General features: G+C 72.7%; 23 protein-coding genes. 9 read left to right on the top strand and 14 right to left on the bottom strand.

Features of this window, described 5'->3' with window-relative positions; genetic code table 11:
• Nucleotides 1–80: 80 nt before the first annotated feature.
• Together ACFYW5_RS25655 and ACFYW5_RS25650 are read right to left on the bottom strand one after the other, a co-directional pair.
• Nucleotides 81–1403 carry a serine-threonine protein kinase gene (locus tag ACFYW5_RS25655; protein ID WP_389419419.1) on the bottom strand — a complete coding sequence of 441 codons (1323 nt, stop codon included), beginning with the start codon at nt 1401–1403 and terminating at the stop codon, nt 81–83.
• Nucleotides 1404–1484: 81 nt separating this feature from the next.
• Entirely contained in the window at nt 1485–2729 is a 1245-nt protein-coding gene (locus tag ACFYW5_RS25650) for an exo-beta-N-acetylmuramidase NamZ domain-containing protein (protein WP_389419418.1), read from the bottom strand.
• A gap of 162 nt (nt 2730–2891) precedes the next feature.
• Between ACFYW5_RS25650 and ACFYW5_RS25645 the strand changes: the two genes are divergently transcribed.
• The 3 genes from ACFYW5_RS25645 to ACFYW5_RS25635 are packed head-to-tail and all read left to right on the top strand — an operon-like array spanning nt 2892 to nt 5937.
• The gene (locus ACFYW5_RS25645; protein WP_389419417.1) at nt 2892–3656 is read left to right on the top strand and encodes an SDR family oxidoreductase; all 765 of its coding nucleotides are present in this window, start codon (nt 2892–2894) and stop codon (nt 3654–3656) included.
• On the top strand, nt 3653–5317 hold the full coding sequence (locus ACFYW5_RS25640; protein WP_389419416.1) for a class I adenylate-forming enzyme family protein: 1665 nt from the start codon (nt 3653–3655) through the stop codon (nt 5315–5317). The genes ACFYW5_RS25645 and ACFYW5_RS25640 overlap by 4 nt, the downstream gene beginning before the upstream one ends.
• A gap of 26 nt (nt 5318–5343) precedes the next feature.
• Nucleotides 5344–5937 (top strand): TetR/AcrR family transcriptional regulator, encoded by a 594-nt coding sequence (locus tag ACFYW5_RS25635; RefSeq protein WP_389419415.1) that lies wholly within the window; start codon nt 5344–5346, stop codon nt 5935–5937.
• Nucleotides 5938–5943: 6 nt separating this feature from the next.
• On the opposite strand, the gene ACFYW5_RS25630 is transcribed toward ACFYW5_RS25635, so the two are convergent.
• The 3 genes from ACFYW5_RS25630 to ACFYW5_RS25620 all read right to left on the bottom strand — a co-directional run bounded on the left by ACFYW5_RS25630 (nt 5944) and on the right by ACFYW5_RS25620 (nt 8649).
• A complete protein-coding gene (locus ACFYW5_RS25630) occupies nt 5944–7158 on the bottom strand; it encodes an acyl-CoA dehydrogenase (protein WP_389419414.1) in 1215 nt (404 codons plus the stop codon).
• 6 nt (nt 7159–7164) lie between these two features.
• The gene (locus ACFYW5_RS25625; RefSeq protein WP_389419413.1) at nt 7165–8187 is read right to left on the bottom strand and encodes a phosphotransferase family protein; all 1023 of its coding nucleotides are present in this window, start codon (nt 8185–8187) and stop codon (nt 7165–7167) included.
• A gap of 165 nt (nt 8188–8352) precedes the next feature.
• On the bottom strand, nt 8353–8649 hold the full coding sequence (locus ACFYW5_RS25620) for a hypothetical protein (protein ID WP_389419412.1): 297 nt from the start codon (nt 8647–8649) through the stop codon (nt 8353–8355).
• Between the two features lie 112 nt (nt 8650–8761).
• On the opposite strand from ACFYW5_RS25620, the gene ACFYW5_RS25615 reads away from it, so the two are divergent.
• Nucleotides 8762–9724, top strand: a complete 963-nt coding sequence (locus tag ACFYW5_RS25615) for an NADP-dependent oxidoreductase (protein ID WP_389419411.1) — start codon at nt 8762–8764, stop codon at nt 9722–9724.
• On the opposite strand, the gene ACFYW5_RS25610 is transcribed toward ACFYW5_RS25615, so the two are convergent.
• The 4 genes from ACFYW5_RS25610 to ACFYW5_RS25595 all read right to left on the bottom strand — a co-directional run bounded on the left by ACFYW5_RS25610 (nt 9721) and on the right by ACFYW5_RS25595 (nt 12080).
• On the bottom strand, nt 9721–10047 hold the full coding sequence (locus ACFYW5_RS25610) for a DUF202 domain-containing protein (RefSeq protein ID WP_389419410.1): 327 nt from the start codon (nt 10045–10047) through the stop codon (nt 9721–9723). The two genes, ACFYW5_RS25615 and ACFYW5_RS25610, sit on opposite strands and share 4 nt — an antisense overlap.
• A complete protein-coding gene (locus tag ACFYW5_RS25605; protein ID WP_389419409.1) occupies nt 10035–10427 on the bottom strand; it encodes a YidH family protein in 393 nt (130 codons plus the stop codon). Before ACFYW5_RS25605 ends, ACFYW5_RS25610 begins: the two co-directional genes overlap by 13 nt.
• A gap of 10 nt (nt 10428–10437) precedes the next feature.
• Nucleotides 10438–10962, bottom strand: a complete 525-nt coding sequence (locus tag ACFYW5_RS25600; protein WP_389419408.1) for an NUDIX hydrolase — start codon at nt 10960–10962, stop codon at nt 10438–10440.
• Nucleotides 10963–11183: 221 nt separating this feature from the next.
• The gene (locus tag ACFYW5_RS25595) at nt 11184–12080 is read right to left on the bottom strand and encodes a DMT family transporter (RefSeq protein ID WP_389419407.1); all 897 of its coding nucleotides are present in this window, start codon (nt 12078–12080) and stop codon (nt 11184–11186) included.
• Nucleotides 12081–12446: 366 nt separating this feature from the next.
• Here ACFYW5_RS25595 and ACFYW5_RS25590 point away from each other — a divergent pair, with 366 nt between their 5' ends.
• The 4 genes from ACFYW5_RS25590 to ACFYW5_RS25575 all read left to right on the top strand — a co-directional run bounded on the left by ACFYW5_RS25590 (nt 12447) and on the right by ACFYW5_RS25575 (nt 16411).
• Nucleotides 12447–13394, top strand: coding sequence for a hypothetical protein (locus ACFYW5_RS25590; RefSeq protein ID WP_389419406.1), 948 nt, complete (start codon nt 12447–12449; stop codon nt 13392–13394).
• A gap of 64 nt (nt 13395–13458) precedes the next feature.
• On the top strand, nt 13459–15003 hold the full coding sequence (locus ACFYW5_RS25585) for an APC family permease (RefSeq protein WP_389419405.1): 1545 nt from the start codon (nt 13459–13461) through the stop codon (nt 15001–15003).
• 69 nt (nt 15004–15072) lie between these two features.
• Entirely contained in the window at nt 15073–15807 is a 735-nt protein-coding gene (locus tag ACFYW5_RS25580) for a molybdopterin-dependent oxidoreductase (protein ID WP_389419404.1), read from the top strand.
• Nucleotides 15791–16411, top strand: coding sequence for a cytochrome b/b6 domain-containing protein (locus ACFYW5_RS25575; RefSeq protein ID WP_389419403.1), 621 nt, complete (start codon nt 15791–15793; stop codon nt 16409–16411). The genes ACFYW5_RS25580 and ACFYW5_RS25575 overlap by 17 nt, the downstream gene beginning before the upstream one ends.
• Before the next feature lie 78 nt (nt 16412–16489).
• Here the strand turns inward: ACFYW5_RS25575 and ACFYW5_RS25570 are convergent, their stop codons facing one another.
• Nucleotides 16490–17887 (bottom strand): GntP family permease, encoded by a 1398-nt coding sequence (locus ACFYW5_RS25570; protein WP_389419402.1) that lies wholly within the window; start codon nt 17885–17887, stop codon nt 16490–16492.
• 50 nt (nt 17888–17937) lie between these two features.
• Nucleotides 17938–18465 carry a gluconokinase gene (locus tag ACFYW5_RS25565; protein WP_389419530.1) on the bottom strand — a complete coding sequence of 176 codons (528 nt, stop codon included), beginning with the start codon at nt 18463–18465 and terminating at the stop codon, nt 17938–17940.
• Nucleotides 18466–18608: 143 nt separating this feature from the next.
• Here ACFYW5_RS25565 and ACFYW5_RS25560 point away from each other — a divergent pair, with 143 nt between their 5' ends.
• Complete coding sequence (locus ACFYW5_RS25560; protein ID WP_389419401.1) at nt 18609–19316, top strand: FadR/GntR family transcriptional regulator; 708 nt, start codon at nt 18609–18611, stop codon at nt 19314–19316.
• A gap of 20 nt (nt 19317–19336) precedes the next feature.
• On the opposite strand, the gene ACFYW5_RS25555 is transcribed toward ACFYW5_RS25560, so the two are convergent.
• The 3 genes from ACFYW5_RS25555 to ACFYW5_RS25545 all read right to left on the bottom strand — a co-directional run bounded on the left by ACFYW5_RS25555 (nt 19337) and on the right by ACFYW5_RS25545 (nt 25004).
• On the bottom strand, nt 19337–19708 hold the full coding sequence (locus ACFYW5_RS25555) for a YchJ family protein (RefSeq protein ID WP_389419400.1): 372 nt from the start codon (nt 19706–19708) through the stop codon (nt 19337–19339).
• Nucleotides 19705–21084, bottom strand: a complete 1380-nt coding sequence (locus tag ACFYW5_RS25550; protein ID WP_389419399.1) for a M1 family metallopeptidase — start codon at nt 21082–21084, stop codon at nt 19705–19707. The genes ACFYW5_RS25555 and ACFYW5_RS25550 overlap by 4 nt, the downstream gene beginning before the upstream one ends.
• A gap of 65 nt (nt 21085–21149) precedes the next feature.
• Complete coding sequence (locus ACFYW5_RS25545; protein ID WP_389419398.1) at nt 21150–25004, bottom strand: Pls/PosA family non-ribosomal peptide synthetase; 3855 nt, start codon at nt 25002–25004, stop codon at nt 21150–21152.
• Nucleotides 25005–25014: the final 10 nt, after the last annotated feature.

Raw genomic sequence — 25014 nt, 5'->3', positions numbered from 1 at the left:
AGGAGACGGCATCCGTATGCATACTCATTCCGGTCTTTTGCCGCCACCGGTCCTTTTCCGCCGCTTTCCCGGGCGGCGGATCAGCGCACGCGGCCCGCCGCCAGCACCAGCCGGGCCAGCTCCGGGTGCACGATGTCGCTGTGCGCCCCGGCCGGCGGACCCCCGCGCCGGACCACCGCGGCGGCGTCGACGTTCACGCACCCCGCCGTGGGCAACGGCCCGCGCAGCGCCTCGGCGAGCTTGAGATGCCGGGTGCCGGGCACCGCCTGCACCCCGTCGAAGCCCAGCGCGCCCCACTTGGCGCCCAGCGCCCGGCCGACGTCGAATCCGTGGAACTCCCGGTCGTGGCCCGCCATGCGCGAGGCCAGCGGATACATCGTGCCCAGGGCGTCGTCGTGCCGGGAGAAGCAGCACACCAGAGGCCCGTCGATACGGTGGTGCTGCCCCTGGAGCACTCCGCCCCCGCGCGCGTCGTGCGGCAGCCTGGCCGAGAAGGCGTAGTGCGAGAAGGCCCCTTGGAGCAGCGTCACGGACTTCACCGTCCGCACCCCCTGGGGCAGCCCGCGCAGCGCGAACGACACCAGCCGCCCGCCGAAGCTGTGCCCGACCAGATGCACCCGCACCCCGGGCGACCGCGCGGCGAGCTGTCCGATCACCCTGCCCAGGCCCCGCTCGCCCACCGTGCCCGCCCGCCGCTTCATCGCGAAGTACGTGGCCTGCCGCAGCAGTTCATGCGCCCCCTCCCAGGGGCCGGGCAAGGTGAAGGAGGCGTCCGGGGCGGCGTCCGGCGACTCCAGCCACGCGAGCGCCCGCGCGAACTCCTCGCACCGCCCGGCCGCGGTCCCGTCGAACATCACCGGCGCGTCCTGCGGCGCGCCCTGCGCCAGCGTGTCCGCCGCGAACAGCGTCTGCGGGCCCGGCGGGACCAGGTCGACCAGCAGCCGCACCAGCCGCCCGAACTCCTCCAGTTCGGCCTCCTCGCGCGACCGCCGCTCCAGCAGCCGGGCGAGCCGGTCGATCACGGTCGCCCGCCCGGGGAACGTCTCCAGCAGCGCGTGCCGGGTGTCCTTGTCGAGGGCCGGGCGCGGAGCGAGTTCGGCCGCCACGGCGCGCGGGAAGTCGGGGATCGGCTCGTCCGCGAACCGCATCGCCGGCCACACCACGCCCACGTAGCCGACGCGGGCACCCGGCGCGAGGCTGGGGACCGGTGCGAAGAAGCGGTCGTAGAGCCGCGTCGCCCCCGGGCGGTCGTTGTTCCAGCCGTGCGCGAAGACCAGCAGATCCCGCACCCCGTGCCGGGCGGCTCCGGCGAGCAGCCGGTCCCGGGCGCGGGCGTCCGGATCCCCGTCCGCGTCGAAGACCAGTTCCCAGTAGGGGGATACGCTCACTGCCGGTCGTGCCATGACGGACTCCTCCGTCCCCCGTGGCGGTGCGATGTGGGCGTATCGTCCCGCCACGGGGCGGAGTTGGCCATACGGCACGGGTCACCGGTAGAGGAGGTATTCCTTTCGCATCCTCCGGAACGCGGCCAGTTCCTCCTGCCAGCCCGCCACCACCTCGTCGGTGCTCGCGCCCGCGTCGATCGCGGTGCGGACCTGGGTGGAGCCGGTGAGCCTGTCGATCCAGTTGTCGGGGCGCCAGGCGAAGCCCGGGAAGGTCCGCCTGGCGGTCACCAGGAGACCGATCCCGGTGCGGACGGGGTCGTAGGCGGCCCGGTCGTGGACGTGGACCTGCACCCCGCCGACGGTCTTGCCCTGGAACTTGGAGAAGGTCGGCGTGAAGTACGCCTCCCTGAAGTGCACGCCGGGCAGCCCGAGTTCGTTGGCCGCGGCGGCCCAGCGGCGGTCGATGCCCTCCGCGCCGAGGAGTTCGAAGGGGCGGGTGGTGCCCCGGCCCTCCGAGAGGTTCGTGCCCTCGAAGAGACAGGTGCCCGAGTAGACGAGGGCGGTGTCGGGCGTCGGCATGTTCGGGCTCGGGGGGACCCAGGGCAGTCGCGCGGCGTCGAAGAACTCCGAGCGCCGCCAGCCCGTCATCGGCACGGTCTCCAGGGGGACCGGGGTGGCGAGGAACTCGGCGTTGAACAGCAGGGCCAGCTCGGCGACCGTCATGCCGTGCGCCTGCGCGATCGGCTGCCGGCCGATGAAGGTGGCGAACTCCTTGTGCAGGACCGGGCCCTGTGCGGAGCGGCCGGTGACCGGATTGGGGCGGTCCAGCACGACGAAGCGCTTGCCCGCCAGCTGCGCCGCCTCCATGCAGTCGTAGAGCGTCCAGATGTACGTGTAGAAGCGGGCGCCCACGTCCTGGATGTCGAAGACGACCGTGTCGACGCCGGACGCGGTGAAGATGTCGGCGAGGGGCCGGCCGCTCTTGAGGTACGTGTCGTAGACGGGCAGGCCGGTGGCCGGGTCGTCGTAGCGGCCTTCCGAGCCGCCTGCCTGGGCGGTGCCGCGGAAGCCGTGCTCGGGCCCGAAGACGGCGCTCAGGTTCACCCTTTCGTCGGCGTGCATGACGTCGACGATGTGGCGGGCCTCCCGGGTGATGCCGGTCGGGTTGGTGACGATGCCGACGCGTTGGCCGTCCAGGACGGCGTATCCGTCGGCCACCAGGCGTTCGAAGCCGGTGTGCAGCCTGCGGCCGCCGGTCTCTGCGGCGGCCGCGGTGGTCGTGGTGGTGGCGGTGGCCGCCAGGGCCGGGGTTGCGGCTAGGAGAGTTCGTCTCGTGAAGCGCATGGACGGCACCGTAGGGGTTGGCGCGGCTGTTCGTAAGCTGCGGCGGAGCCGCAAATCCGTCCCGCCCCGCGCCCCCTGCCCGGACGCAGCCGCACCCTTCCTTTGTTACATACCGACTGGTTAGTCTGTCCGTGCCGACCGAGCCGCAGTCGAAGGAGACCGATGGTGGAAGCCTTGCAGGATGCCGGAGTCGTTGTCACGGGAGCGGGCGGAGGCATCGGGGCCGCTCTCGCCCGGCGGTTCGCGGGGGCCGGGGCCCGGGTCGTCGTGAACGACCTGGACGCCGGCAAGGCCGAAGCCGTCGCGCAGGAGATCGGCGGCATCGCCGTACCCGGTGACGCCTCCGCGGTGATCGGGGCGGCCCGGGACGCCCTGGACGGGGTCGTCGACGTGTACTGCGCCAACGCCGGCGTCGGCTCCGGCGGGTCCGAGGCCGCCGACGAGGACGTCTGGGCGCTCGCCTGGGACGTGAACGTCATGGCTCATGTCCGGGCCGCCCAGGAACTCCTCCCGGGCTGGCTGGAGCGGGGAAGCGGGCGGTTCGTCTCCACCGTGTCCGCCGCCGGCCTGCTCACCATGATCGGGGCCGCGCCCTACAGCGTCACCAAGCACGGCGCGTACGCCTTCGCCGAGTGGCTGGAGCTGACCTACCGGCACCGCGGGATCAAGGTGCACGCCATCTGCCCGCAAGGAGTGCGCACCGACATGCTCACCGCCAGCGGCAGCGCGGGCGACCTGGTCCTCCAGCCGACCGCCATCGAGCCGGACGACGTGGCCGACGCGCTCTTCAAGGGCATGGCCGAGGACCGGTTCCTGATCCTCCCGCACCCCGAGGTCGCCGGGTACTACCAGGGGCGGGCCGCGGACCCCGAGCGCTGGCTCGGCACCATGAACCACATCCAGCGCAAGTGGGAGGCCACGCGATGAGCGCCTCCTACGCCGACAAGCCCTGGCTCGCCCTCCTCGACGACGCCCAGCGCGCCCCGATCGACCCCGACGACTCCCTGGTGCACGCCCTGCGCCGGGCCACCGCCGAGCATCCGGACCGCGACTTCCTCGCCTACTTCGACGGCCGGCTCTCCTACCGCGAGGCCGACGCGCTGAGCGACTCCGTCGCCGGGCACCTGGCCGCGCGCGGGCTGGAGCGCGGCGAGCGGGTGGCCGTCCTGCTGCAGAACTCCCCGCTCTTCGTGCTCGCCGTGCTCGGCGCCTGGAAGGCGGGCGCGACCGTCGTGCCGGTCAACCCCATGTACAAGTCGGGGGAGATGGCACACGTCCTGCGGGACGGCGAGGTGGCCGCGCTGATCTGCTCGGACCGCGCCTGGCAGACGTATCTGCGCGAGACCGCCGCCGACTCGCCGGTGCGGATCGTGCTCACGGGCTGCGAGCTGGACTTCCAGACCCGGGGCGACGAGCGGGTGCTGAACTTCGAGCGGCTGCCGCAGGCCGCCGACGCCGACGACCTGACGGCCGTCGCCCGCGCCGGGCACCCCGCTCCCGAGGGGCGCGATCCGCTGCCCTCCGACCTCGCCCTGATCAGCTACACCTCCGGCACCAGCGGCGCCCCCAAGGGCGCCACCAACACGCACGGCAACATCATGCACAACGCCGAGCGGCAGCGGACCGGGCTGCCGCTGCCCGAGGCGCCGGTGTACTTCGCGCTGGCCCCGCTGTTCCACATCACCGGCATGGTCTGCCAGTTCGGCGCCTGCCTCAACAGCGCGGGCACCCTGGTGCTGGCGTACCGCTTCGAGGCCGGTGTCGTGCTGGACGCGTTCGCCGAGCACCACCCGCACTACACCGTCGGCCCGTCGACCGCCTTCATGGCGCTGGCCGCCCACCCGGCCGTGACCCGGGAGCACTTCGCATCCTTCCGGATCATCTCCTCGGGCGGCGCGCCGCTGCCGCCCGCGCTGGTGGAGAAGTTCCGGGCCGGCTTCGGGCCGTACATCCGCAACGGCTACGGCCTCACCGAGTGCACCGCGCCCTGCGCCGCCGTGCCGCCCGCCCGGGAGGCGCCGGTCGACCCGGCCTCCGGGACGCTCGCGGTGGGCGTGCCCGGCCCCGACACGCTCGTGCGGATCGTCGACGACGAGGGCGCCGAGGTGCCCATCGGGGAGCAGGGCGAGATCGTGGTCAGCGGGCCGCAGGTGGTCCCCGGGTACTGGCGGCGGCCCGAGGCCACCGCGGAGACCTTCCCGGGCGGTGAGCTGCGCACCGGTGACATCGGGTTCATGGACCGCGAGGGCTGGTTGTACGTCGTCGACCGCAAGAAGGACATGATCAACGCGTCCGGGTTCAAGGTGTGGCCGCGCGAGGTCGAGGACGTGCTGTACACCCATCCGGCGGTACGCGAGGCGGCCGTGGTCGGGGTGCCCGACGGGTACCGCGGGGAGACCGTGAAGGCGTACATCAGCCTGCGGCCGGGCGCCGAGCCGGACCCGGATGAACTGGCGGTGTACTGCAAGGAGAGACTGGCCGCCTACAAATACCCGCGCCAGGTGGAGATCCTGCCCGACCTGCCGAAGACGGCGAGTGGGAAGATCCTCCGGCGGGAGCTGCGCTCCCGCGCGCACGACAGCCAGTGAGAACTCGAAAGGCAGGTGGCGGCACAGTGCCCAGGACGACGGACGCGGACGGCACCCCCGTCCCGCAGCGGCTGCTGGCCGCCGCCACCCGGCTCTTCGCCGAGCAGGGCTACGACCGGACCTCGGTGCAGGAGATCGTGGAGGCGGCAGGCGTCACCAAGGGGGCGCTGTACCACTACTTCGGCTCCAAGGACGACCTGCTGCACGAGGTGTACGCGCGCGTGCTGCGCGTCCAGCAGGAGCGTCTGGACGCCCTCGCGGGCGCCGACGAGCCGGTGGAGAAGCGGCTGCGGGCCGCGGCGGCCGACGTCGTCGTCACCACGATCGACAACCTCGACGACGCGTCGATCTTCTTCCGCTCGATGCACCATCTGAGCCCCGAGAAGAACAAGCAGGTGCGCGCCGAGCGGCGGCGCTACCACGAGCGCTTCCGCGCGCTCGTCGAGGAGGGCCAGCAGGCCGGGGTCTTCTCCACCGCGACCCCGGCCGACCTGGTGGTGGACTACCACTTCGGCTCCGTCCACCACCTGTCGACGTGGTACCGCCCCGACGGGCCGATGAGCCCCCAGGAGCTGGCCGACCATCTGGCCGACCTGCTCCTGAGGGCACTCAGGCCGTAAGGGTCCTCACCGGTACTTCTTCAGCTCCCGGCGCGCCAGCGACCGCTGGTGCACCTCGTCCGGCCCGTCCGCGATCATCAGCGTGCGGGCGCTCGCGTACAGCTCGGCCAGCGGGAAGTCCTGGCTCACCCCGCCCGCGCCGTACAGCTGGATCGCGCGGTCGATGATGTCGACGACCGCGCGCGGGGTGGCGATCTTGATGGCCTGGATCTCGGTGTGGGCGCCCCGGTTGCCGACGGTGTCCATCATCCAGGCCGTCTTCAGGACCAGCAGGCGCAGCTGCTCCACGGTGACCCGCGCGTCCGCGATCCAGTTGTGCACCACGCCCTGCTGGGCCAGCGCCTTGCCGAACGCCGTACGGTCCACCGCCCTGCGGCACATCAGCTCGATCGCCCGCTCGGCCATGCCGATCAGCCGCATGCAGTGGTGGATACGGCCGGGCCCGAGGCGGGCCTGCGCGATGGCGAAGCCGCCGCCCTCCTGGCCGATGAGGTTGGCCACCGGCACCCGCGCGTGGTCGAAGTCCACCTCGGCGTGGCCGCCGTGCGAGTGGTCCTCGTAGCCGAAGACCTGCATGGCGCGCCGGACGGTCACGCCCGGGGTGTCGCGCGGGACGAGGACCATCGACTGCTGGCGGCGGGGGTCCTCGCCGTCCGGGTCCGTCTTGCCCATCACGATGAAGATCTTGCAGTCCGGGTTCATCGCCCCGGAGATGTACCACTTGCGGCCGGTGATGACGTACTCGTCTCCGTCCCGCTCGATGTGGGTGGTGATGTTGGTGGCGTCGGAGGAGGCCACCTCGGGCTCGGTCATCGCGAACGCCGAGCGGATCTCACCCGCCAGCAGCGGCTCCAGCCACTGCTTCTTCTGCTGCTCGTCGCCGAACTGGTACAGCACCTCCATGTTGCCGGTGTCCGGCGCCGCGCAGTTCAGCGCGGTCGGCGCCAAGTGCGGGGAACGGCCGGTGATCTCGGCGAGCGGGGCGTACTGCAGGTTGGTCAGTCCGGCGCCGTACTCGGTGTCCGGGAGGAAGAGGTTCCACAGGCCCTGCCGGCGCGCCTCGGCCTTCAAATCCTCGACCACGGCCGGGGTGTCCCAGGGCGAGGCCAGCGCGGCGCGCTGCTCCTCCGCCACCGCCTCGGCCGGATACACGTACTCGTCCATGAAGGCGAGCAGCTTGCCGCGCAGCTCCTCGGTGCGTGCGTCGAACGCGAAGTCCATGTGCCGTCAGCCTTCCTGAAGGGTGGTCAGACCGTGCTCGATGAAGACCGGGACCAGGTCGCCGATGCGGTCGAAGCCGCGTCCGACCGTCTGGCCCAGGGTGTAGCGGTAGTGGATGCCCTCCAGGATCACGGCGAGCTTGAACCAGGCGAACGCCGTGTACCAGGAGACCGCGGAGACATCGCGCCCCGAGCGCGCGGCGTACCGCTCGATCAGCTCGGCCGGATCCGGGTGCCCCGGGGCCTCGGCGGTGGTGGAGACGGGGGAGTCGGGCATGTCCAGCGGCAGGCTGTACATCACCAGCAGGCCCAGGTCGGTGAGCGGATCGCCGAGGGTGGACATCTCCCAGTCGAGGATCGCCTTGATCCGGTCGTCGCTGCCGATCAGGACGTTGTCCAGGCGGTAGTCGCCGTGGATCACCGTCGGCGCGGGGGAGCCGGGCAGTTGCCGGCCGAGGGTGGCGTGCAACTCGTCGATGCCGGCCAGGTCACGGTTGCGGGAGGCGTCCAACTGCTTGCCCCAGCGGCGCAGTTGGCGGTCGAGATAGCCCTCCGGGCGGCCGAAGTCCGCGAGGCCCACCTCGGCGGGGTCCACCGCGTGCAGGTCGACGAGCGTGTCCACCAGCCCGAGCACCGCCTGCCGCGTGCGTTCGGCACCCAGCGGGGCCAGTTGGCCCGCGGTGCGGTACGGGGTGCCCTCGACGAACTCCATGACGTAGAAGGACGCCCCGAGTACGTCCTCGTCCTCGCACAGCAGCACCGGCTCCGGCACGGGGACGTTCGTCGGGTGCAGCGCGCTGATCACCCGGTGCTCGCGCTTCATGTCGTGCGCGGTGGCGAGGACATGGCCGAGCGGAGGCCGCCGTACCACCCAGCGGGCGGTGCCGTCCGAGACGGCGTAGGTGAGGTTCGACCGTCCACCCTCGATCAGCCGGCCGGTCAGCGGGCCGTGCACCAGGCCGGGGCGCTCGCGCTCCAGCAGGGCGCGCAGCCGGTCGAGATCGAGTCCGGGCGGGTGGTCGGGGCTCATCGGGGCTCCTACGGGCAGGTGAACGAGTCCCGACCAATGATGCCGACCGGTCGGTATGTCGTCCAGGGGGTGAGCCCAAAGTGATCGGAGCCACGATAGGCCGACAGCTCCCCGCGCAGGGCGACGGGGAGCTGTCGGAGGGTGCCTTCCGGCCGGGACGGCGGGTCAGTGGTCGTCCCAGTGGCCGGCGTGGGCCGCGTGCCGGTGGCCGTCGTGCAAGTAGTCGACGTGGTCGCCGTGCAGGACGCTCTCGTGCCCGCAGCCGTCTCCGTGCCGGTGGTCGTGGCCCTCGTGGGTGGCGTGGCCGTCCGGCTCGCACTCGTCCCAGTGGCCGCCGTGCTCGCGGTGCAGATGACCGCCGTGCGCGTAGTCCACGTGGTCGCCGTGCTGCACCTCGGTGTGTCCGCAACCGGGTCCGTGGGAGTGGGCGTGGGAGGCGTGTTCCTGGTGGGGGGTGGTCATGGTGCTCACCTTCGGAGGTGCGGGGGATGACGTCGGACAGGCTGCCACGCGAACGGCGCATATGCGCTCATTCGGCTTGCGTGGCGTCCGGGTACCCCGGAGGGTCGGAGCCATGAAGGCGATCAGCTACTCCCGCTACGGCGGCCCCGACGTGCTGGTCCACGGCGAGCTGGCCGACCCCAAGGTCGGACCCGACTCGGTGCTGGTCAAGGTACGGGCCGCGGCCGTGAATCCGGTCGACTGGAAGTGTCGCGAGGGGCTGCTCGACGGTGCCCTGCCGGCGGTCTTCCCGGTGGTGCCGGGATGGGACCTGTGCGGGGTGGTGGTGCAACCGGGGGTCTCGGTCACCGAGTTCGGCGTCGGCGACGAGGTCATCGGGTACGTGCGCGAGGACTTCCTGTCCCGCGGCACCCTCGCCGAGTACGTCGCGGCTCCGCTGCGCACCCTCGCGCGCAAGCCGCGCAACCTCACCTGGGAGGAGGCGGCCGGACTGCCGCTGGTCGGGCTGACCGCGTACCAGGTGCTGGTCAAGGTGCTCCAGGTCAGGCGCGGAGAGACCGTCCTGGTGCACGCGGCGGCCGGCGGGGTCGGCTCCATCGCCGTCCAGCTCGCCCGGCACCTCGGCGCCCGGGTCATCGGCACGGCGAGCGCCCGCCACCACGACTACGTCCGCGGCCTGGGCGGTGAGCCGGTGGAGTACGGCGAGGGCCTGGTCGAGCGGGTACGGGGCCTGGCCCCCGAGGGCGTGGACGCCGTCCTCGACACCGTCGGCGGCGACGCGCTGAAGGTGTCGGCGAACGTGCTGAGCCCGGAGGGGCGGCTGGTGTCCCTCGCCGACGCGGAGGTCTTCGACTACGGCGGCCGCTACTACTTCGTCCGCCCCGCCGCCGAGGACCTGCTGCGGCTGACCGAGCTGGCCGAGCAGGGCGTGATCACGGTCCACGTCTCGGAGACGTACCCGCTGGAACGGGCGGCGGAGGCCTACCGGTCGAACGAGGAGGGACGCACCAGAGGCAAGATCGTGGTGACGGTTCCCTGGGACGAGGACTCCCCTCAGTCCCGGCCGTCGCCCTAGAGGATCAGCAGCGCTCCGCACACCGCCAGCGCGACCGTGCACAGGACCGCGGCCGTCGCGTGCCGGGGCGCGAGTGCCGTCGGTGCCGGGCTCGCCGCGAGGGTGCGGATGCGGCGGTTGGCGACCGCGAGGAAGCCCAGCCACAGCGCACAGCACAGGGCGCACACCGCGATCCGCGGCGCCGAGACCCCGCCGTGCAGGGCCGTCTTCACGGCGAGCACCGCGGCGACGGTGCCCGCCAGGGTCGTACGACGCCACGCCAGCCGGGTCCGCTCGGGCTGGAGCCCCGGGTCCCGCGCCGGCGGCGGGGTCACCCCTCCCATCCGACCAGCACCACCACGACCATCGCGAGCGCCACCACCGCGACCACCACGCTCAGCAGCGCCGGGAACCGGGACACCGGCAGATCCTCGCCGCGCCGCATCGCCCGCTCACAGGCCACCCAGTGATTGACCGCGCGCAGGGAGCACAGCACGCCCGCCGCGAGCAGCGCGAGCGCGAGCCCGACCCGCCAGGCCCAGCGCAGGTCCGGCAGGAACTGGTCCACCGCGAAACCGCCACCGACCAGCGCCATCGCGGTGCGCAGCCAGGCCAGGAAGGTGCGCTCGTTCGCCAGCGAGAACCGGTAGTCCGGCGTGCCGCCCTCCCGCCGGATCTCCTCGGGCGCGAACCACAGCCGGACGTTCCGTACGAATTCGATCACGTCCCGGACCCTACCGGGAGCCCTCCGCCGCCCGGTGCGCCCGCAGCCGCTGGTACGCGGCGAGCCCGTCCGGCACCCACTCCCAGTCGTCGAGGTGCGCCACCACCTCCGGCTCCGGCAGGAAGGCGTGCCACGCCACCTCCTCCACCTGGGGGTTCACCGGCAGCTCGCAGCGCACCTCGTACACGGCCGACCACCAGCCGTGCCCGGCGTCGTCCTCGTAGAGGAACTTGAAGAGGAACCGCGGCTCCGGCAGCTCGGACACCCCCAGCTCCTCCTCGGCCTCCCGCAGGGCCGCCTGCGCGTAGGACTCGCCCGCGCCGACGACACCGCCGACGAACATGTCGTACAGGGAGGGGAAGACCAGCTTGGTCGGGGTGCGGCGGTGCACGAAGAGGCGGCCGTCGGCGTCCCTGGCCTGGATGAACACGCACCGGTGCCGCAGACCCTCGGCGTACACCCGGCCGCGCGGGGCCACGCCGATGACCTGGTCGTTCTCGTCGACGACGTCGAGGATCTCGTCAGCTGCGCTCATGGGGCCATCCAAGCGCATGGGGCCGTCGTAGCCGATGGGGCCCTGCCAAGCGCATGGGCCGTCCGAGCTGATGGGCCCTCTCAGGTCATGGGGCCGTCCGAGCTGATGGGCCCTCCCGCACGGGGCCGTCCTAGCTGATGGGCCCCTCCCAGCGCACGGGGCCGTCCGAGCGCACAGGCCCACCCGAACTCATGGGGCCCACCCGAGCAGGGCCCGTCACGTCAGGCGCTCGGCTGGAGGGCCCGTGCCCGTTCCCGGACCGCCTGGCCGGACGGCATCGCCGGATGCAGGCCGAGCAGGACGATGCCCACGACGACCGCGGCGAGCCCCGCCGACTCCCAGGCCAGGGCGCCCGCGTCGGTGCGCAGCCGGTCGCCGAGGAAACCGACCCCGCAGGCGATGCCGGCCAGCGGCTGGGCGGCGGTCAGGGCGGGCAGCGACACACGCAGCGACGCGGTCTCGAAGGCGCTCTGCACCAGCACCAGACCGGTGATTCCGAGCACCAGCACGGCGTACGGCTGCCAGCCGGTCAGCACCGCGACGAGACCGCCCTCGCCGAAGCGCTGGCCGGTCACCCGGGTGAGGGCGTCCTGGACGCCGTAGAGCAGACCGGCCGCCGTGGCGAGCAGGGCCGGCCCGGAGCCGAGGCGCGAGCGCCTGGCGTACGCGGTGAGCAGCAGCGCCGTGCCGGTCATCACGCCGATGATCAGCCACTGCCGGAACGGGTCCGTCGGCGCGGCGCCGCCGGTCGGCTCGCCGGCCACGATGAACGTCGCCACGCCCCCCGCGAGCAGCAGCAGACCCAGCCAGCCCTGCCGTCCCAGGGACTGCTTTGTCCGGTACCGGGACAGGGCCATCGCGAAGAGCAGGTTGGTCGCGAGCAGGGGCTCCACCAGGGACAGCCGGCCCTGGCCGAGCGCGACCGCGCCGAGCGCCATGCCGGCCACCATCAAGGCGATGCCGCCGAGCCAGCGCGGCACCTTCACCAGGTCCAGCAGGAGGCGCGGGGAGAGGAAGTCGCTGAGCGGGGCCTTCTGGGCGGCGTCCTGCTGGAGGACGAAGCCGAAGCCCAGGCAGCAGGCGGCGCTCACGGCGAGAATCAGAACCTGAAGCGACACGCGACGTTCCTCGATCGTTCGGCCGGGGCTCGGGAGGCGTACCGCGCGATGGCCGACCGTGTCTTTCCCGGGAGCCGGTGCGCCCCTGGGAGCGATGGACTTCCCGTCATGGTCCGCGCCCGGCGCCGGAAACACCATGGCCTACGCCACAGGTACGGTCCAATCCCACGATCCGGACGATCACAAGCCCCGCAACACGCCACAACTGCCTCATCCGTCACAGGAGTTGACGCGTGTAACGCGTCGGCGGCCCTTGACGCGAAGCATTGGCGGGGGGTTGGCTGTGTGTGATCGCTTGATGGCGAACCGAAACCATGGCAAACCGAAACCAGACGTCGACCCGCGTCGCGTGAGGATGTTCCCGCGGTGTCTCCACCCCCACCCCTGGGCCGCGGCCGCAAACGCGCGGCCCAGACGCCGGACGGCGCCCTCGACGACCTTGACCTCAGCGCCGCGCGGGCGGCACTGGCGCAGGGCCGGTGGCAGAGCGCCCGCTCCCTGCTCGCGCACACCGCCGACGACTGGGACAGCCGGGGCCACCGCGTCACCGTCCTCGCCCAGGAGACCTACAGCGCCCCTTGGGCCCGCGAGTGGCTGCTCGCCGAACCCGAGTCCGCCGACGCCCGCGTCCTGCTCGCCCTCGCCCAGGTCCAGCGCGCCCTGCGCGGCAAGGAGAAGCCGGACCGCGCCCGCGAGGCCTGCCACACCGCGGCCGCGCACGCCCCGGCGGACCCCACCCCCTGGCTCGGCCTGCTCATGCTCACCCGGGGCACCGGCACCGAGGAGGAGGCGCTGAAGCTCTTCGAGGAGGTCCGCGCCCGGCACCCCGACCACCACCACGCCCACCACCTGATGGTCGCCCGGCTCGCCGAGCGCCACCCGGCCCTGGGCCCGGACCCGCTGCACGAGGTCTACGACTTCGCCAACGGCGCCGCCGACCGCGCACCCGCCGACTCCCCGCTCGCGATCCTGCCCGTCATCGCGCACGCCGAGCGCTACCGGGTGCTGGCCGCCGCCGGGCACGAGCCCGCCGACCCGGCCGCCTCGGGGCACTGGGTCGGCCGCCGGGCCCGCCAGGTGATGAAGGCCGCCTTCGACTGGTGGCTGGAGTGGGAGCACGAGGGCCATCCGCGCCGCCTGGTCGACCTGAACTTCCTCGCCCACGCCAAGTACTGCGAGGGCCGGGGCGCCGAGGCCGCCGCCCTGTTCCACCGCATCGGCGATCACGTCACCCCGGCGCCCTGGTCGTACCCGGACCGCGACCCCTACCCCGCCTTCCGTGCCGCCCGCGACAGCGCGCTCGGCACGATGTGAACCACCCGCACGCCCCGCACCGCCACCCTCCTCACCCCCGCCACTCCCGAAAGGATCACCCCCGATGACCACGGGCAGTTCGAGAACGAGCAGTCCTCCCGCCGACGGCGGCATCAGCACGTTCAAGGGCCAGGACCGGGCCCTGCGCGCCGACCGGCTCGGCACCCTCGGTCTGCTGCTGTCCGTGCTCGCCGCGACCGCACCGCTCATGGTGGTCGCTGGTGTCATGCCCACGACTTTCGGGGTCATGGGCATCACCGGGCAGCCGCTGCTTTTCGTGATGCTCGGTGTGGTGCTCGCCCTCTTCAGCGTCGGGTACGCCGAGATGAGCCGGCACGTGCACAACGCCGGCGCCTTCTACGCCTACATCTCCAGGGGCCTCGGCGGCACCGCCGGATCCGGCGCGGCCCTGGTCGCGCTGGTCGCCTACAACGCCCTCCAGGTCGGCATCTACGGCATCTTCGGGTTCGAGGTCTCCGGCCTCTTCGCCACCTACCTGGAGATCGAGCTCGCCTGGTGGATACCGGCCCTCCTGGCCGTGCTCCTCGTCGGCGCGCTCGGCCTGCTGAAGATCGACCTCAACGCGCGCGTGCTCGGTGTGCTGCTCCTCATCGAGGTGGCGCTCGTCGTGATCTTCGACATCGCCGCCCTCGGCGACCCCGGCCCCGAGGGCCTGTCCCTGGCCGCCTTCGACCCGGACACGCTCAGCGGCGCCGGCATCGGCACCGCGCTCTGCTTCTGCGTCGCCGCCTTCCTCGGCTTCGAGCAGGCCCCCGTCTACGCCGAGGAGACCAGCCGCCCGCACGTCCTCGTGCCGCGCGTGATGTTCCTGGCCATCGGCGGCATCGCCGTCTTCTACACGATCAGCTGCTGGGCGATCACGGTGGCCACCGGCCCCGACGCGGTGGTCGGCACCGCCCAGGAGCAGAGCGCCGGAATGCTGTTCTTCCTCACCGAGGGCCTGCTCGGGGAGACCTTCACCGACGTGCTGCACATCCTGTTCGTGACCGGCATGTTCGCCGCGATGGTCAGCTTCCACAACGTCGTCGCCCGCTACGCCTTCGCCATGGGCCGCGAGGGTCTGCTGCCCGCCGTCTTCGGCCGCACCAACAGCGCGAGCGGCGCCCCCGGCACCGGCTCCCTGCTCCAGACGGTGATCGCCCTGGTGGTGGTGAGCGCCTTCGCGCTCGCCGACGACAAGCCGACCGGTGACCCGACCGCGCCGGTGCTGCACCTGTTCACCTGGATGGGCAACGTCGGCGCGCTCGGCGTCACGCTCCTGATGGCCATCGCCTCGGTGTCCGTCGTGGCCTTCTTCGTCCGCCGCGGGGCCGCGGGCAGCCAGTTCTGGCGGCTGACCGCCGCCGGGCTCGCCACGGTCGCGCTGTGCTTCATCGTCGTCTACACCGTCAAGGACTTCGACGTCCTCGTCGGCTCGGGACCCGGCTCGTCCCTGCACTGGATCCTGCCGGGCATCATCGCCCTCGCCCTGGTCGTCGGCCTGGCCCAGGGCCTCGTCCTGCGCGCGCGCGACCCCGAGGCGCACGCCCGCATCGGCCAGGGCAACGAGGCGTTCCAGCTGGAGAAGGCGTCGGAGACGACGAACTGAGATTACGGAACCCTGACGGGCACTTGCGGCCTCTGGCCCACCCCGGGCCACGGGTGCTCGAATGAACAGGTGAACCCCGACGACCCCGCAGGGCCCGAGGAGCGCGGCACGCCGATCGGCCGCCGCGTCCTCCTCGGCACCCTGGGCCTGGGCGCCCTCGGCGTGGCTGCCGCGCCCGTCCTCCAGCGCGGCCTGGAGTCCTTCCTCGCCGGTGCCGCCGAGCGGGACCCGACCGGACTGACCGGGCTGCTCCCCAACGGCGGCGGCTTCCGCTACTACTCGGTCGCCTCCTCCGTGCCGCGCAAGAACGCCGGGAACTACCGCCTCACCGTCGACGGACTGGTGGACCGCCCGAGGTCCTACACCCTCGCCGAGCTGCGCGCGCTGCCGCAGACCCGCCTGGTCCGCGACGTCCAGTGCGTCACCGGCTGGCGCGTCCCCGACACCCCCTTCGAGGGCGTACGGCTGTCCCGGCTCCTGGACGCGGCGGGGGTGCGCCCCTCGGCCGGGGCGGTGCGCTTCACCTGCTTCGACGGCGTCTACACCGAGAGCCTCACCCTCGACCAGGCCCGCCGCTCCGACGTCCTGGTCGCCCTTCGCATGCGGGACAAGGACCTCGGCCACAGCCACGGCGGCCCGGCCCGCCTCTATGTGGCCCCCATGTACTTCTACAAGTCCGCCAAGTGGCTCTCCGGCATCACCGTCACCGAGGACGTGCGCCCGGGCTACTGGGAGGAGCGCGGCTACGACGTCGACGCCTGGGTGGGCCGCTCGAACGGACGCGACGATGAGCCCACGGACTGAGCCCCCACCCGCCCCGACGCTCCGCCGCTTCGGCCGGGCGACGCGGTGGGTCCACCGCGCCACCGCACTCCTGATGGGCCTCTGCGTGGCCACGGCGGCCTGCCTCTACGTCCCCCAGCTCGCGGAGCTGGTCGGCCGACGCGCCCTGGTGGTCCGCGTCCACGAGTGGGCTGGCCTCGCCCTGCCGGTCCCGCTCCTGGCGGGCCTGGTCTCCCGCGCCCTGCGGGCCGACCTGGGCCGGCTGAACCGCTTCGGCCCCCATGACCGCCGCTGGCTGCGCGCCGCCCTGCGCCGCGACCGGACCCCCGGAGCCCGGCCCGCCGCCAAGTTCAACGCGGGCCAGAAGCTCTACGCCTCCTGGATCGCGGGCGCCACGCTGGTCATGCTCGGCACCGGCCTGATGATGTGGTTCACCCACCTCACGCCCCTGACCTGGCGTACCGGTGCCACCTTCGTCCACGACTGGCTGGCCCTGACCCTCGGCATCGTCCTCGGGGGCCACATCGGCATGGCCCTGGCCGACCCGGAGGGCCGCCGCGGCATGCGCACCGGCTCGGTGAGCCGGGAGTGGGCACAGCGGGAGCACCCGTTGTGGCGGCCGTGACCAGCAGGGCCCGCCCCCTCCTCGATACCGAGGACGGGGCGGGCCCAGCGGTGCCGTAAGGCCGCTGCATCAACGCCGCTACATCAACAGCGACAGCAGCAGCACGATGCCGCCCGCGACCACCGAGATGATCGTCTCCATCACCGACCAGGTCTTGATGGTCTGGCCGACGCTCAGCCCGAAGTACTCCTTCACCAGCCAGAAACCGGCGTCGTTGACATGGCTGAAGAAGAGCGAGCCAGCACCGATGGCGAGGACCAGCAGGGCCGTCTCACCGGTGGACATGCCCGCCGCGAGCGGCGCGACCAGGCCCGCCGCCGAGACCGTGGCGACCGTCGCCGAACCGGTCGCCAGCCGGATCGCCACCGCGATCAGCCAGGCCAGCAGCAGCGCCGGGATGGACCAGTCCTCGGATATCTCCAGGATCATCTGTCCGACCCCGGAGTCGATCAGCGTCTGCTTGAAGCCGCCGCCCGCGCCGACGATCAGCAGGATGCCGGCGATGGGCGCGAGGCCCTTCTCGACCAGGCCGGAGACCCGGTCCTTGCCGAACCCGGCCGGGCGCAACAGCGTGAAGATGCCCATCAGGACGGACGCGAGCAGGGCGATCAGCGGGGAGCCGATGACGTCGAAGACGCGCTGGGTGGTGTTCTCGGGGTCGTCGATGATGATGTCGACGAGCGCCTTGGACAGCATCAGCACGACCGGCAGCAGGATCGTGGCGAGGGTGGCGCCGAAGCCGGGGCGCTTCTCCAGCTCCTGCGAGGCGCGCTGCGGGATCATCCGGTCGGGGGCCGGGACGTCCACCCAGCGGGCGGCGTACCGGGAGAACAGCGGACCGGCGATGATCACCGTCGGGATGGCGACCAGGACCCCGAGGGCCAGCGTCACGCCCAGGTTGGCCTGCACCGCGTCGATCGCGACCAGCGGGCCGGGGTGCGGCGGGACCAGGCCGTGCATCACGGACAGACCGGCGAGCGCGGGGATGCCGATGCGCATCAGGGAGTAGTTGCCGCGCTTGGCGACCATCAGCACGACCGGGATCAGCAGCACCACGCCGACCTCGAAGAACAGCGGCAGACCGATCACCGAGGCGATCAGCACCATCGCCCAGGGCATGGACCGGCCGCTCGCCCTGGCGAGGATCGTGTCGACGATCTCGTCGGCGCCGCCCGAGTCGGCGAGCATCTTGCCGAGGATCGCGCCGAGGGCGATCAGCACGCCCACGCCGGCGACGGTGGTGCCGAGCCCGGTGGTGAAGCTGGTGATCACCTTGTCCAGCGGCGCTCCGGCGAACGCGCCCAGCGCCAGCGACCCGATGGTCAGCGACAGGAAGGCGTGCAGCTTGAACTTGGTGATGAGCAGGACGATGACGGCGATGCCCGCCAGCACGGCGATGCCCAGCTGGGCATGACCGGCCGAGGTGATGGGCTCGACGGTGTCCGCTGCCAGCAGCTCGGCGTTGAGACTGGTCACGGGGGGATTCCCTTGCGGTTACGGGGGTGGGGAGAGGGGAGCGTGGGGGGTTACGACGCCGGGTCCGGCGGAGTGCCGAGGGCGTCCAGCGCGGCCACGGCACGCGCGGTGATCTCCTCGGGCGTGCCCGAGACCTCCACCACGACGCCCGCCTCGTCCGCCTGGAGCGGCTGGAGGGTGGCGAACTGCGAGTCCAGCAGGGCTGTGGGCATGAAGTGGCCCTTGCGCTGCCGCATCCGGTCCTCGATCAACTCGCGGCTGCCGGCGAGGTGGACGAACACCACCCCGGGAGCGGCGGCCCGGAGCCGGTCGCGGTAGGACCGCTTCAGCGCGGAGCTGCTGACCACGCCGCCGAGCCCCGTCCGCTTGTGCGCCCAGGCGCCGATGGCATCGAGCCAGGGCCACCTGTCCGCGTCGTCGAGCGGGGTGCCGGCCGACATCTTGGCGATGTTGGCCTGCGGGTGGAAGTCGTCACCCTCGGCGTAGGGGACGCCGAGCCGGGCGGCTATCAGCGGACCGATCGTGGTCTTGCCCGTTCCGGCGACGCCCATCACCACGACGACGTAGGGGGTACGCATCACTGCCTCGCTGTCTTCCTCGACATACGACGTCGCCATCTGACGTCGGCCACACTGAAACCCATTAGGTACGACGAATTCAAGAGCCTGTGACAAATAAGTCTGACTTTTTGTTCCTGTGAGCTCCCCCGTACGCTGTGTGCATGAGCACAACCGGCCGGGGGCTGCACGGACAGGTACTCGAATCCCTCGGCCCCGCGATCACCGCGGGTGAGTACCCCCCGGGCAGCGTCCTGCGCACCGACGAACTTGCCCAGCAATTCGACGTCTCACGCTCGGTGATGCGCGAGGCGGTCCGCGTCCTGGAGTCCATGCACCTGGTGGAGTCCCGCCGCCGGGTGGGCGTGACCGTCCGCCCGAAGTGCGAGTGGAACGTCTACGACCCGCAGGTCATCCGCTGGCGGCTGGCCGGCGCCGACCGTCCCCACCAGCTGCGCTCGCTCACCGTGCTGCGCTCCGCGATCGAGCCGGCCGCCGCGGGCCTCGCCGCCCGGAACGCCACCGCCGAACAGTGCGCCGAACTCACCGAGTGCGCCCTCGGCATGGTCGCCAACTCCCGCGGCCACCAGCTGGAGGGCTACCTCTTCCACGACATCGCCTTCCACCGGGTCATCCTCACCGCCTCCGGCAACGAGATGTTCGCCCGCCTCGGAGACGTGGTCGCCGAGGTCCTCGCCGGCCGCACCCATCACGAGGTGATGTTCGAGGACCCCGACCCCGCCGCCGTCACCCTGCACGTCCAGGTGGCGGAGGCGGTCCGCGCCCGCGACGCGGCCCGCGCCGAACACCTGGTCCGCGAGATCACGGTCGGCGCCCTCCAGGAACTGGACATCCTGGCCCCCGGCCCGTAGCCCGGCCTGCCGGTCCCCGCCTACTGGTCCAGGAACTCCCCGTCCACGTACACCCACGCCCCGTCCACCCGCTCGAACCGGCTCCGCTCGTGCAGCGAACCGCCCCGGAAGGACGCCCGGAACGTCACGGTGCCGGTGGAGTGGAACGCCGAGCCCTCGGTGGCCGCCAGGATCTCCAGACCGGTCCACCGCATCGACGGGTCCAGGTCGAGCCGCGCGGGCCTGGTCCGCGGATGCCACGTCCGCAGCAGATACCGCACGTTCCCCTTCACGAAGGCGCTGTACCGCGACCGCATCAGCGCCTCGGCGGTCGGGGCCGCGGCGGCACCCGAGTGGAAGCGGCCGCAGCACGCCCCGTACGGCTCGGCCCCACCGCAAGGACACCGGCTCATGCGGAGGCTCCCGTGCTCGGCGGATACGGCGGCTTCACCGGCAACGCCGTCACCGGCGCCGGCAACGGCGGCAGCGCCGTGCCGTACAGCCATGCCTCCAGCAGTTCCTCCAGGGGCTCGCTCGCGAACCGGGCCACGTGCGCGGTGAACGTCGTCGTGCTCACCGCCCCGCCCCGGTGCAGCCCCGTCCAGCCGCGCAGCATGCGGAAGAAGGCGTCGTCGCCCATCGCGCAGCGCAGGGCGTGCACGGTCAGCCCGCCGCGCTGGTAGAGACGGTCGTCGAACATCAGCTTGCGGCCCGGATCGGCCAGCTTCAGATCCTGCGCCTGCGCGGCCAGCGACCGGTGCGCCACGGCGGCGAGCTGCTGCGCCGTACGCCCGCCCGACCGCTCCGACCACAGCCACTCGGCGTACTTCGCCAGCCCCTCGTTCAGCCAGATGTGCCGCCAGTCGGCGATCGAGACGCTGTTGCCGAACCACTGGTGGGCCAGCTCGTGCGCGACCAGCCGCTCCCAACCCCGCGCCCCGTCCACGTGGTTGGCGCCGAACAGCGACAACCCCTGTGCCTCGACGGGCACATCGAGCTCCTCCTCGGTCACCACGACCGCGTACTCGTCGAACGGGTAGGGCCCGAACAGCTCCTGGAACAGCTCCATCATCTGCGGCTGGCGCGCGAAGTCCCGGGAGAACCGGGGGAGCAGCTGCGCCGGGATGTGCCCGTGCTGCGGCACCCCGCCGGGGCCCGGGTCGCCCAGCAGCACCGTCTGGTACTTGCCGATCGACAGCCCGACCAGATAGCTGGACGTCGGCGCGGACTGCTCGTACACCCAGGTCGTCGTCGACGCCTTGGTCGTCCGGGTGAGCAGCCGGCCGCCCGCGACCACCGCGTACGCCGAGGGAGTCGTGACGGACATCTGGTACGACGCCTTGTCCGCCGGACGGTCGTTGCACGGGTACCAGGACGGCGCCCCGACCGGCTGGCTCGCCACCAGCGCCCCGTCCTCCAGCTCCTCCCAGCCGAGCCCGCCCCAAGGACTGGCGACCGGCTTGGGGTTGCCCGACCAGTGCACCTCGACGGTGAACGCGGCCCCGGGCCGGAGCGCCTTGGCCGGCTTCACCCGCAGCCGCCCGCCGCGGTGCGTGTACTGCGCCTGACGGCCGTCCAGCCGGACCCGGCCGATCCTGAAGTCGGCCAGGTTCAGCTGGAACTCGGCGAGCGGCGACCGGCCCGCGATGGCGTTGATCCGGGCCGTCCCCGACAGCCGGTTGGGGCCCGGGCGGTAGTCCAGCGCGAGTTCGTACCGATGCACCCGATAACGGGGATCACCGTTGTCGGGGAAGTACGGGTCCGCACCCACGGACTGCTGAACTGCCACTGCTGCGTCTGCTCCCTGCGCTGCGCTCGTACGACGTTCCTCGTCCCCCGGCGCCACGGCGCCGGTCAACGCCGCCACGACTCGATCGGGTTGCCCAGCCAGCGCGTGTCGTCGGGAACGGACTCCGCGGCCATCACCAGCGACGCGGGACCCAGCGTGGTGCGGGCCCCGATCGTGCTGCCGGGCAGGACGATTCCGCCAGGACCCAGCGTCGCGCCCTCACGGAGGACCACAGTATCCGTCCGCAAGATCCGGTCGTGGAAGAGGTGCGTCTGCAGCACACAGCCCCGGTTCACCGTCGCCGCGTCCTCCAGGGTCACCAGATCCGTCTCCGGCAGCCAGTAGCTCTCCACCCACACGCCCTTGCCGATCCGCGCCCCCATCCCGCGCAGCCACGCCGTCAGCACCGCGGTGCCCGGCACGGACCCGGCCAGCCACGGCACGGCCAGCACCTCCACGAAGGTGTCGGCCAGCTCGTTGCGCCACACGAACCCGCTCCACAGCGGATGCTCCCCACCATGGTGCCGCCCGACGAGTGCCCACTTGGCGAGGATCGAGACCAGCCCCGCCGCCGCGCCCGCCGCGAGCAGCACCAGGCCGCCCAGCGGCCACGCCCAACCGCCCAGCGCGCACAGCGCCGCCACCGTCAGCACGGCCAGCCCGGCCGAGCAGAACACCGGCACGATCCGGCACAGCTCCACCGCACCGCGCGCCCACAGCAGCCGCGCCGGCGGATCGTACGTCCGGCTCCGGTCGCCGCCGCCCGCACTGCGCGGCAGCTTCACCGGCGGCAGACCCAGGTAGGAGGTGCCCTTCTTGGCCTTCTTCGGCGTCGCCGACAGCACCCCGACCAGACCGTCGTCCGGCACGCTCCGCCCCGGCGCGGTCATCCCCGAGTTGCCGAGGAACGCCCGCCGCCCGATCTCCGCGCGCCCGATCCGCACCCAGCCGCCGCCGAGCTCGTACGGCGCCGTCAGGGTGTCGTCGGCCAGGAAGGCACCCTCGCCGACCGTGGTGAGGCCGGGCAGCGCCAGCACCGTGGAGACCTCGGCACCCTTGCCGATCCGCATGCCGAGCAGCCGCAGCCACACCGGCGTGGCCAGCCCGGCGTACAGCGGGAACAGCGTCTCCCGGGAGCGGTCCATGAGCTGCGTGACCGTCCAGGCCTGCCAGCCGACCCGGCTGTGCGTGGCGTACGTGCCCTCGCCCAGGCCCACACTCAGCAGCCGTACGCCGATCAGGATCAGCAGCGCGTACGTCAGCCCGAAGACCAGCGTGGCCGGCACCAGCGCCAGCGCGGCACCCGTGAGGGGGGCATCGGCGTCGACGAGCGGATAGGCCACCCCGAGCGCCGCGGCCCCCGACACCACCGGCAGCGCACTGAGCGCCAGCCCGCTCACGCCGTACATGCCCCGCCAGAACGCGCTGCGGCGCGGCCGGTCCTTGGGCCAGTTCCGCTTGGCCCTGCCCAGCTTCACCGCGGGCGCCCCCGCCCAGCGCTGACCGGTCGGAATCCCTCCGGTCACCGCGGAACCCGGCGCCACCTCGGCCCGCTTGCCGACCCGGGCGCCCGGGAAGAGCAGGCTGCGCGTGCCGACCACGGCATGCGCGCCCACCTTCACGGCGCCGATCTCCAGCCGGTCACCGTCCAGCCAGTACCCGGACAGGTCCACCTCGGACTCGACGGCCGCGCCCCGGCCCAGCTTGAGCATGCCGGTGACCGGCGGCAGCGCGTGCAGATCGACGTCCGGCCCGACCTTGGCACCCAGCGCACGGGCGTACCGCTCCAGCCAGGCCCCGGTCAGCGAGGTCGCCCCGCTGAACTCCGCGAGCCGCTCGGCGGTCCACAGCCGCAGGTGCACACCGCCCCCGCGCCGGTACCGGCCGGGCCGCACGCCCCGCAGCAGCAGCCGGGCCCCGCCCGCGGCGATGGCGAGCCGCCCCGGCGGGCTGAAGAACACCAGCGCTCCGGCCACCACCAGCCACCAGGGCGCGGTCGGCAGCCAGGCGTACCCGGTCAGGACGTTGCCCAGCGCGGCCAGCGGCACCATCCAGCGCAGCCCGAGCAGCGTGAACAGGGGCAGCAGCACGAGGAGCTGGACCGCCTGCGCGCGCCGGGGCACCGGGGCGATGGTCCGCCGGGAGCCGTCGCCCTGCGCGGACTCCTCCAGGTGCCGGGCCAGCTTGCGCAGGGTGGGCTGCTGGTAGATGTCGAGGACGGCCGCGCTCGGGTAGCGCTCGCGCAGCCGGGTGGTGAGCTGGGCGGCGGCCAGGCTGCCGCCGCCGATCGCGAAGAAGTCGTCCCGGGCACCGGTCACCGGGATGCCGAGGACCTCCGTCCACTGCTCGGCGAGCCACGCCTCGGTGCCGTAGAGCCGCTCCGCCTTGCGGCCCGTCTCCAGGCCCTCCAGCGGCCAGGGCAGCGCGTTGCGGTCCACCTTGCCGCTCGTGCGGGTCGGCAGGTCCGCGACCGGCGCCAGCAGCGGCACCAGCGCGGCCGGCAGTTCGGCGCGCAGCTTCTCGACGGCGGCCGCCTGGTCCCAGCCGTCCTGGGTGACGACGTACCCGACGAGGAGCTGGTTGCCGCTGCGGGCGGTGCGCACGGCGGCCGCGGCGCCGGCGACCCCGGGCAGCGCCTGGAGCGCCGCGTCGACCTCGCCCAGCTCGATCCGCCGCCCGCCGAGCTTGACCTGCTCGTCGGCCCGCCCGAGGAAGATCAGCCCTTCCGGCTCCGCCTTCACCAGGTCACCGCTGCGGTACGCCCGGTCCCAGCCCAGCGACGTCAGCGGCGCGTACTTCTCCGCGTCCTTCCCGGCGTCCAGGTACCGGGCGAGCCCGACCCCGCCGATCACCAGCTGGCCGCTGCCGCCCATCGGCACCGGCTCCCCGGACTCGTCGACGACGGCCAGCTCCCAGCCGTTCAGCGGCAGCCCGATCCGGATCGGTTCCTCGCCCGACATCAGCGACGCGCACGCCACCACGGTCGCCTCGGTCGGCCCGTAGGTGTTCCACACCTCGCGGCCCTCGGTCACCAGCCGCTGCGCCAGCTCCGGCGGGCAGGCCTCACCGCCGAAGATCAGCAGCCGGACCTCGTTGAGGGTGTCCGGCTCCCAGAGCGCGGCCAGGGTGGGCACCGTGGAGACCACGGTGATCTCCTGCTCGACCAGCCACGGCCCCAGATCGGCGCCGCTGCGCACCTGCGACCGGGGCACCGGCACCAGACAGGCGCCGTACCGCCAGGCCAGCCACATCTCCTCGCAGGACGCGTCGAACGCGACCGAGAGTCCCGCCATCACCCGGTCCCCGGGCCCGATCGGCTCCTCGGTGAGGAACAGCGCGGCCTCGGCGTCCACGAACGCGGCGGCGCTCTCGTGGCTGACGGCGACCCCCTTGGGCCGGCCGGTCGAACCGGAGGTGAAGATGATCCACGCGTCGTGCTCCACGCCGGGCCGCCCGGCGGGGACCTCCGAGCGGCTGTACGCGGTGATCTCGTGCCCGGCCCCGATGACGGCCCGGACGTCCGCCTCGCCGAAGACCAGCTCGGCCCGCTCGTCCGGGTCCTCCGCGTCGACCGGCACATAGGCGGCACCGGCCGCGAGCACCGCCAGGACGGCGACGTACAGATCGTTGGTCCCGGACGGCACCCGCACGCCCACCCGGTCACCGAGTCCGACCCCGGCCCCGGCGAGCAGCCGCCGCACCCGCGCCACCTCGGCCGCCAGCGCCCGGTAGGTCAGCCGCGTGGTGCCGTCGTCCAGGGCGAGTTCGTCCGGAAAGGAGCGTACGGACGCGTCCAGGATGTCGACGAGCGTACGCGGAGAGGCCGCCGGGCCCCCGGAGAAACGTGCCGTATCACCGAACCGCTCACGGATCTCTTCGTCGAGCAGACCGAGAGCGCTGCTCTCGTACATGGCTGCCATCGGGTCCTCG

Origin of the sequence: Streptomyces sp. NPDC002779 (genome assembly GCF_042888685.1) — a bacterium.
Lineage (GTDB): Bacteria > Actinomycetota > Actinomycetes > Streptomycetales > Streptomycetaceae > Streptomyces.
The sequence above is the reverse complement of the archived record's forward strand: the minus strand, read 5'-3'. Positions and strand labels throughout refer to the sequence as shown.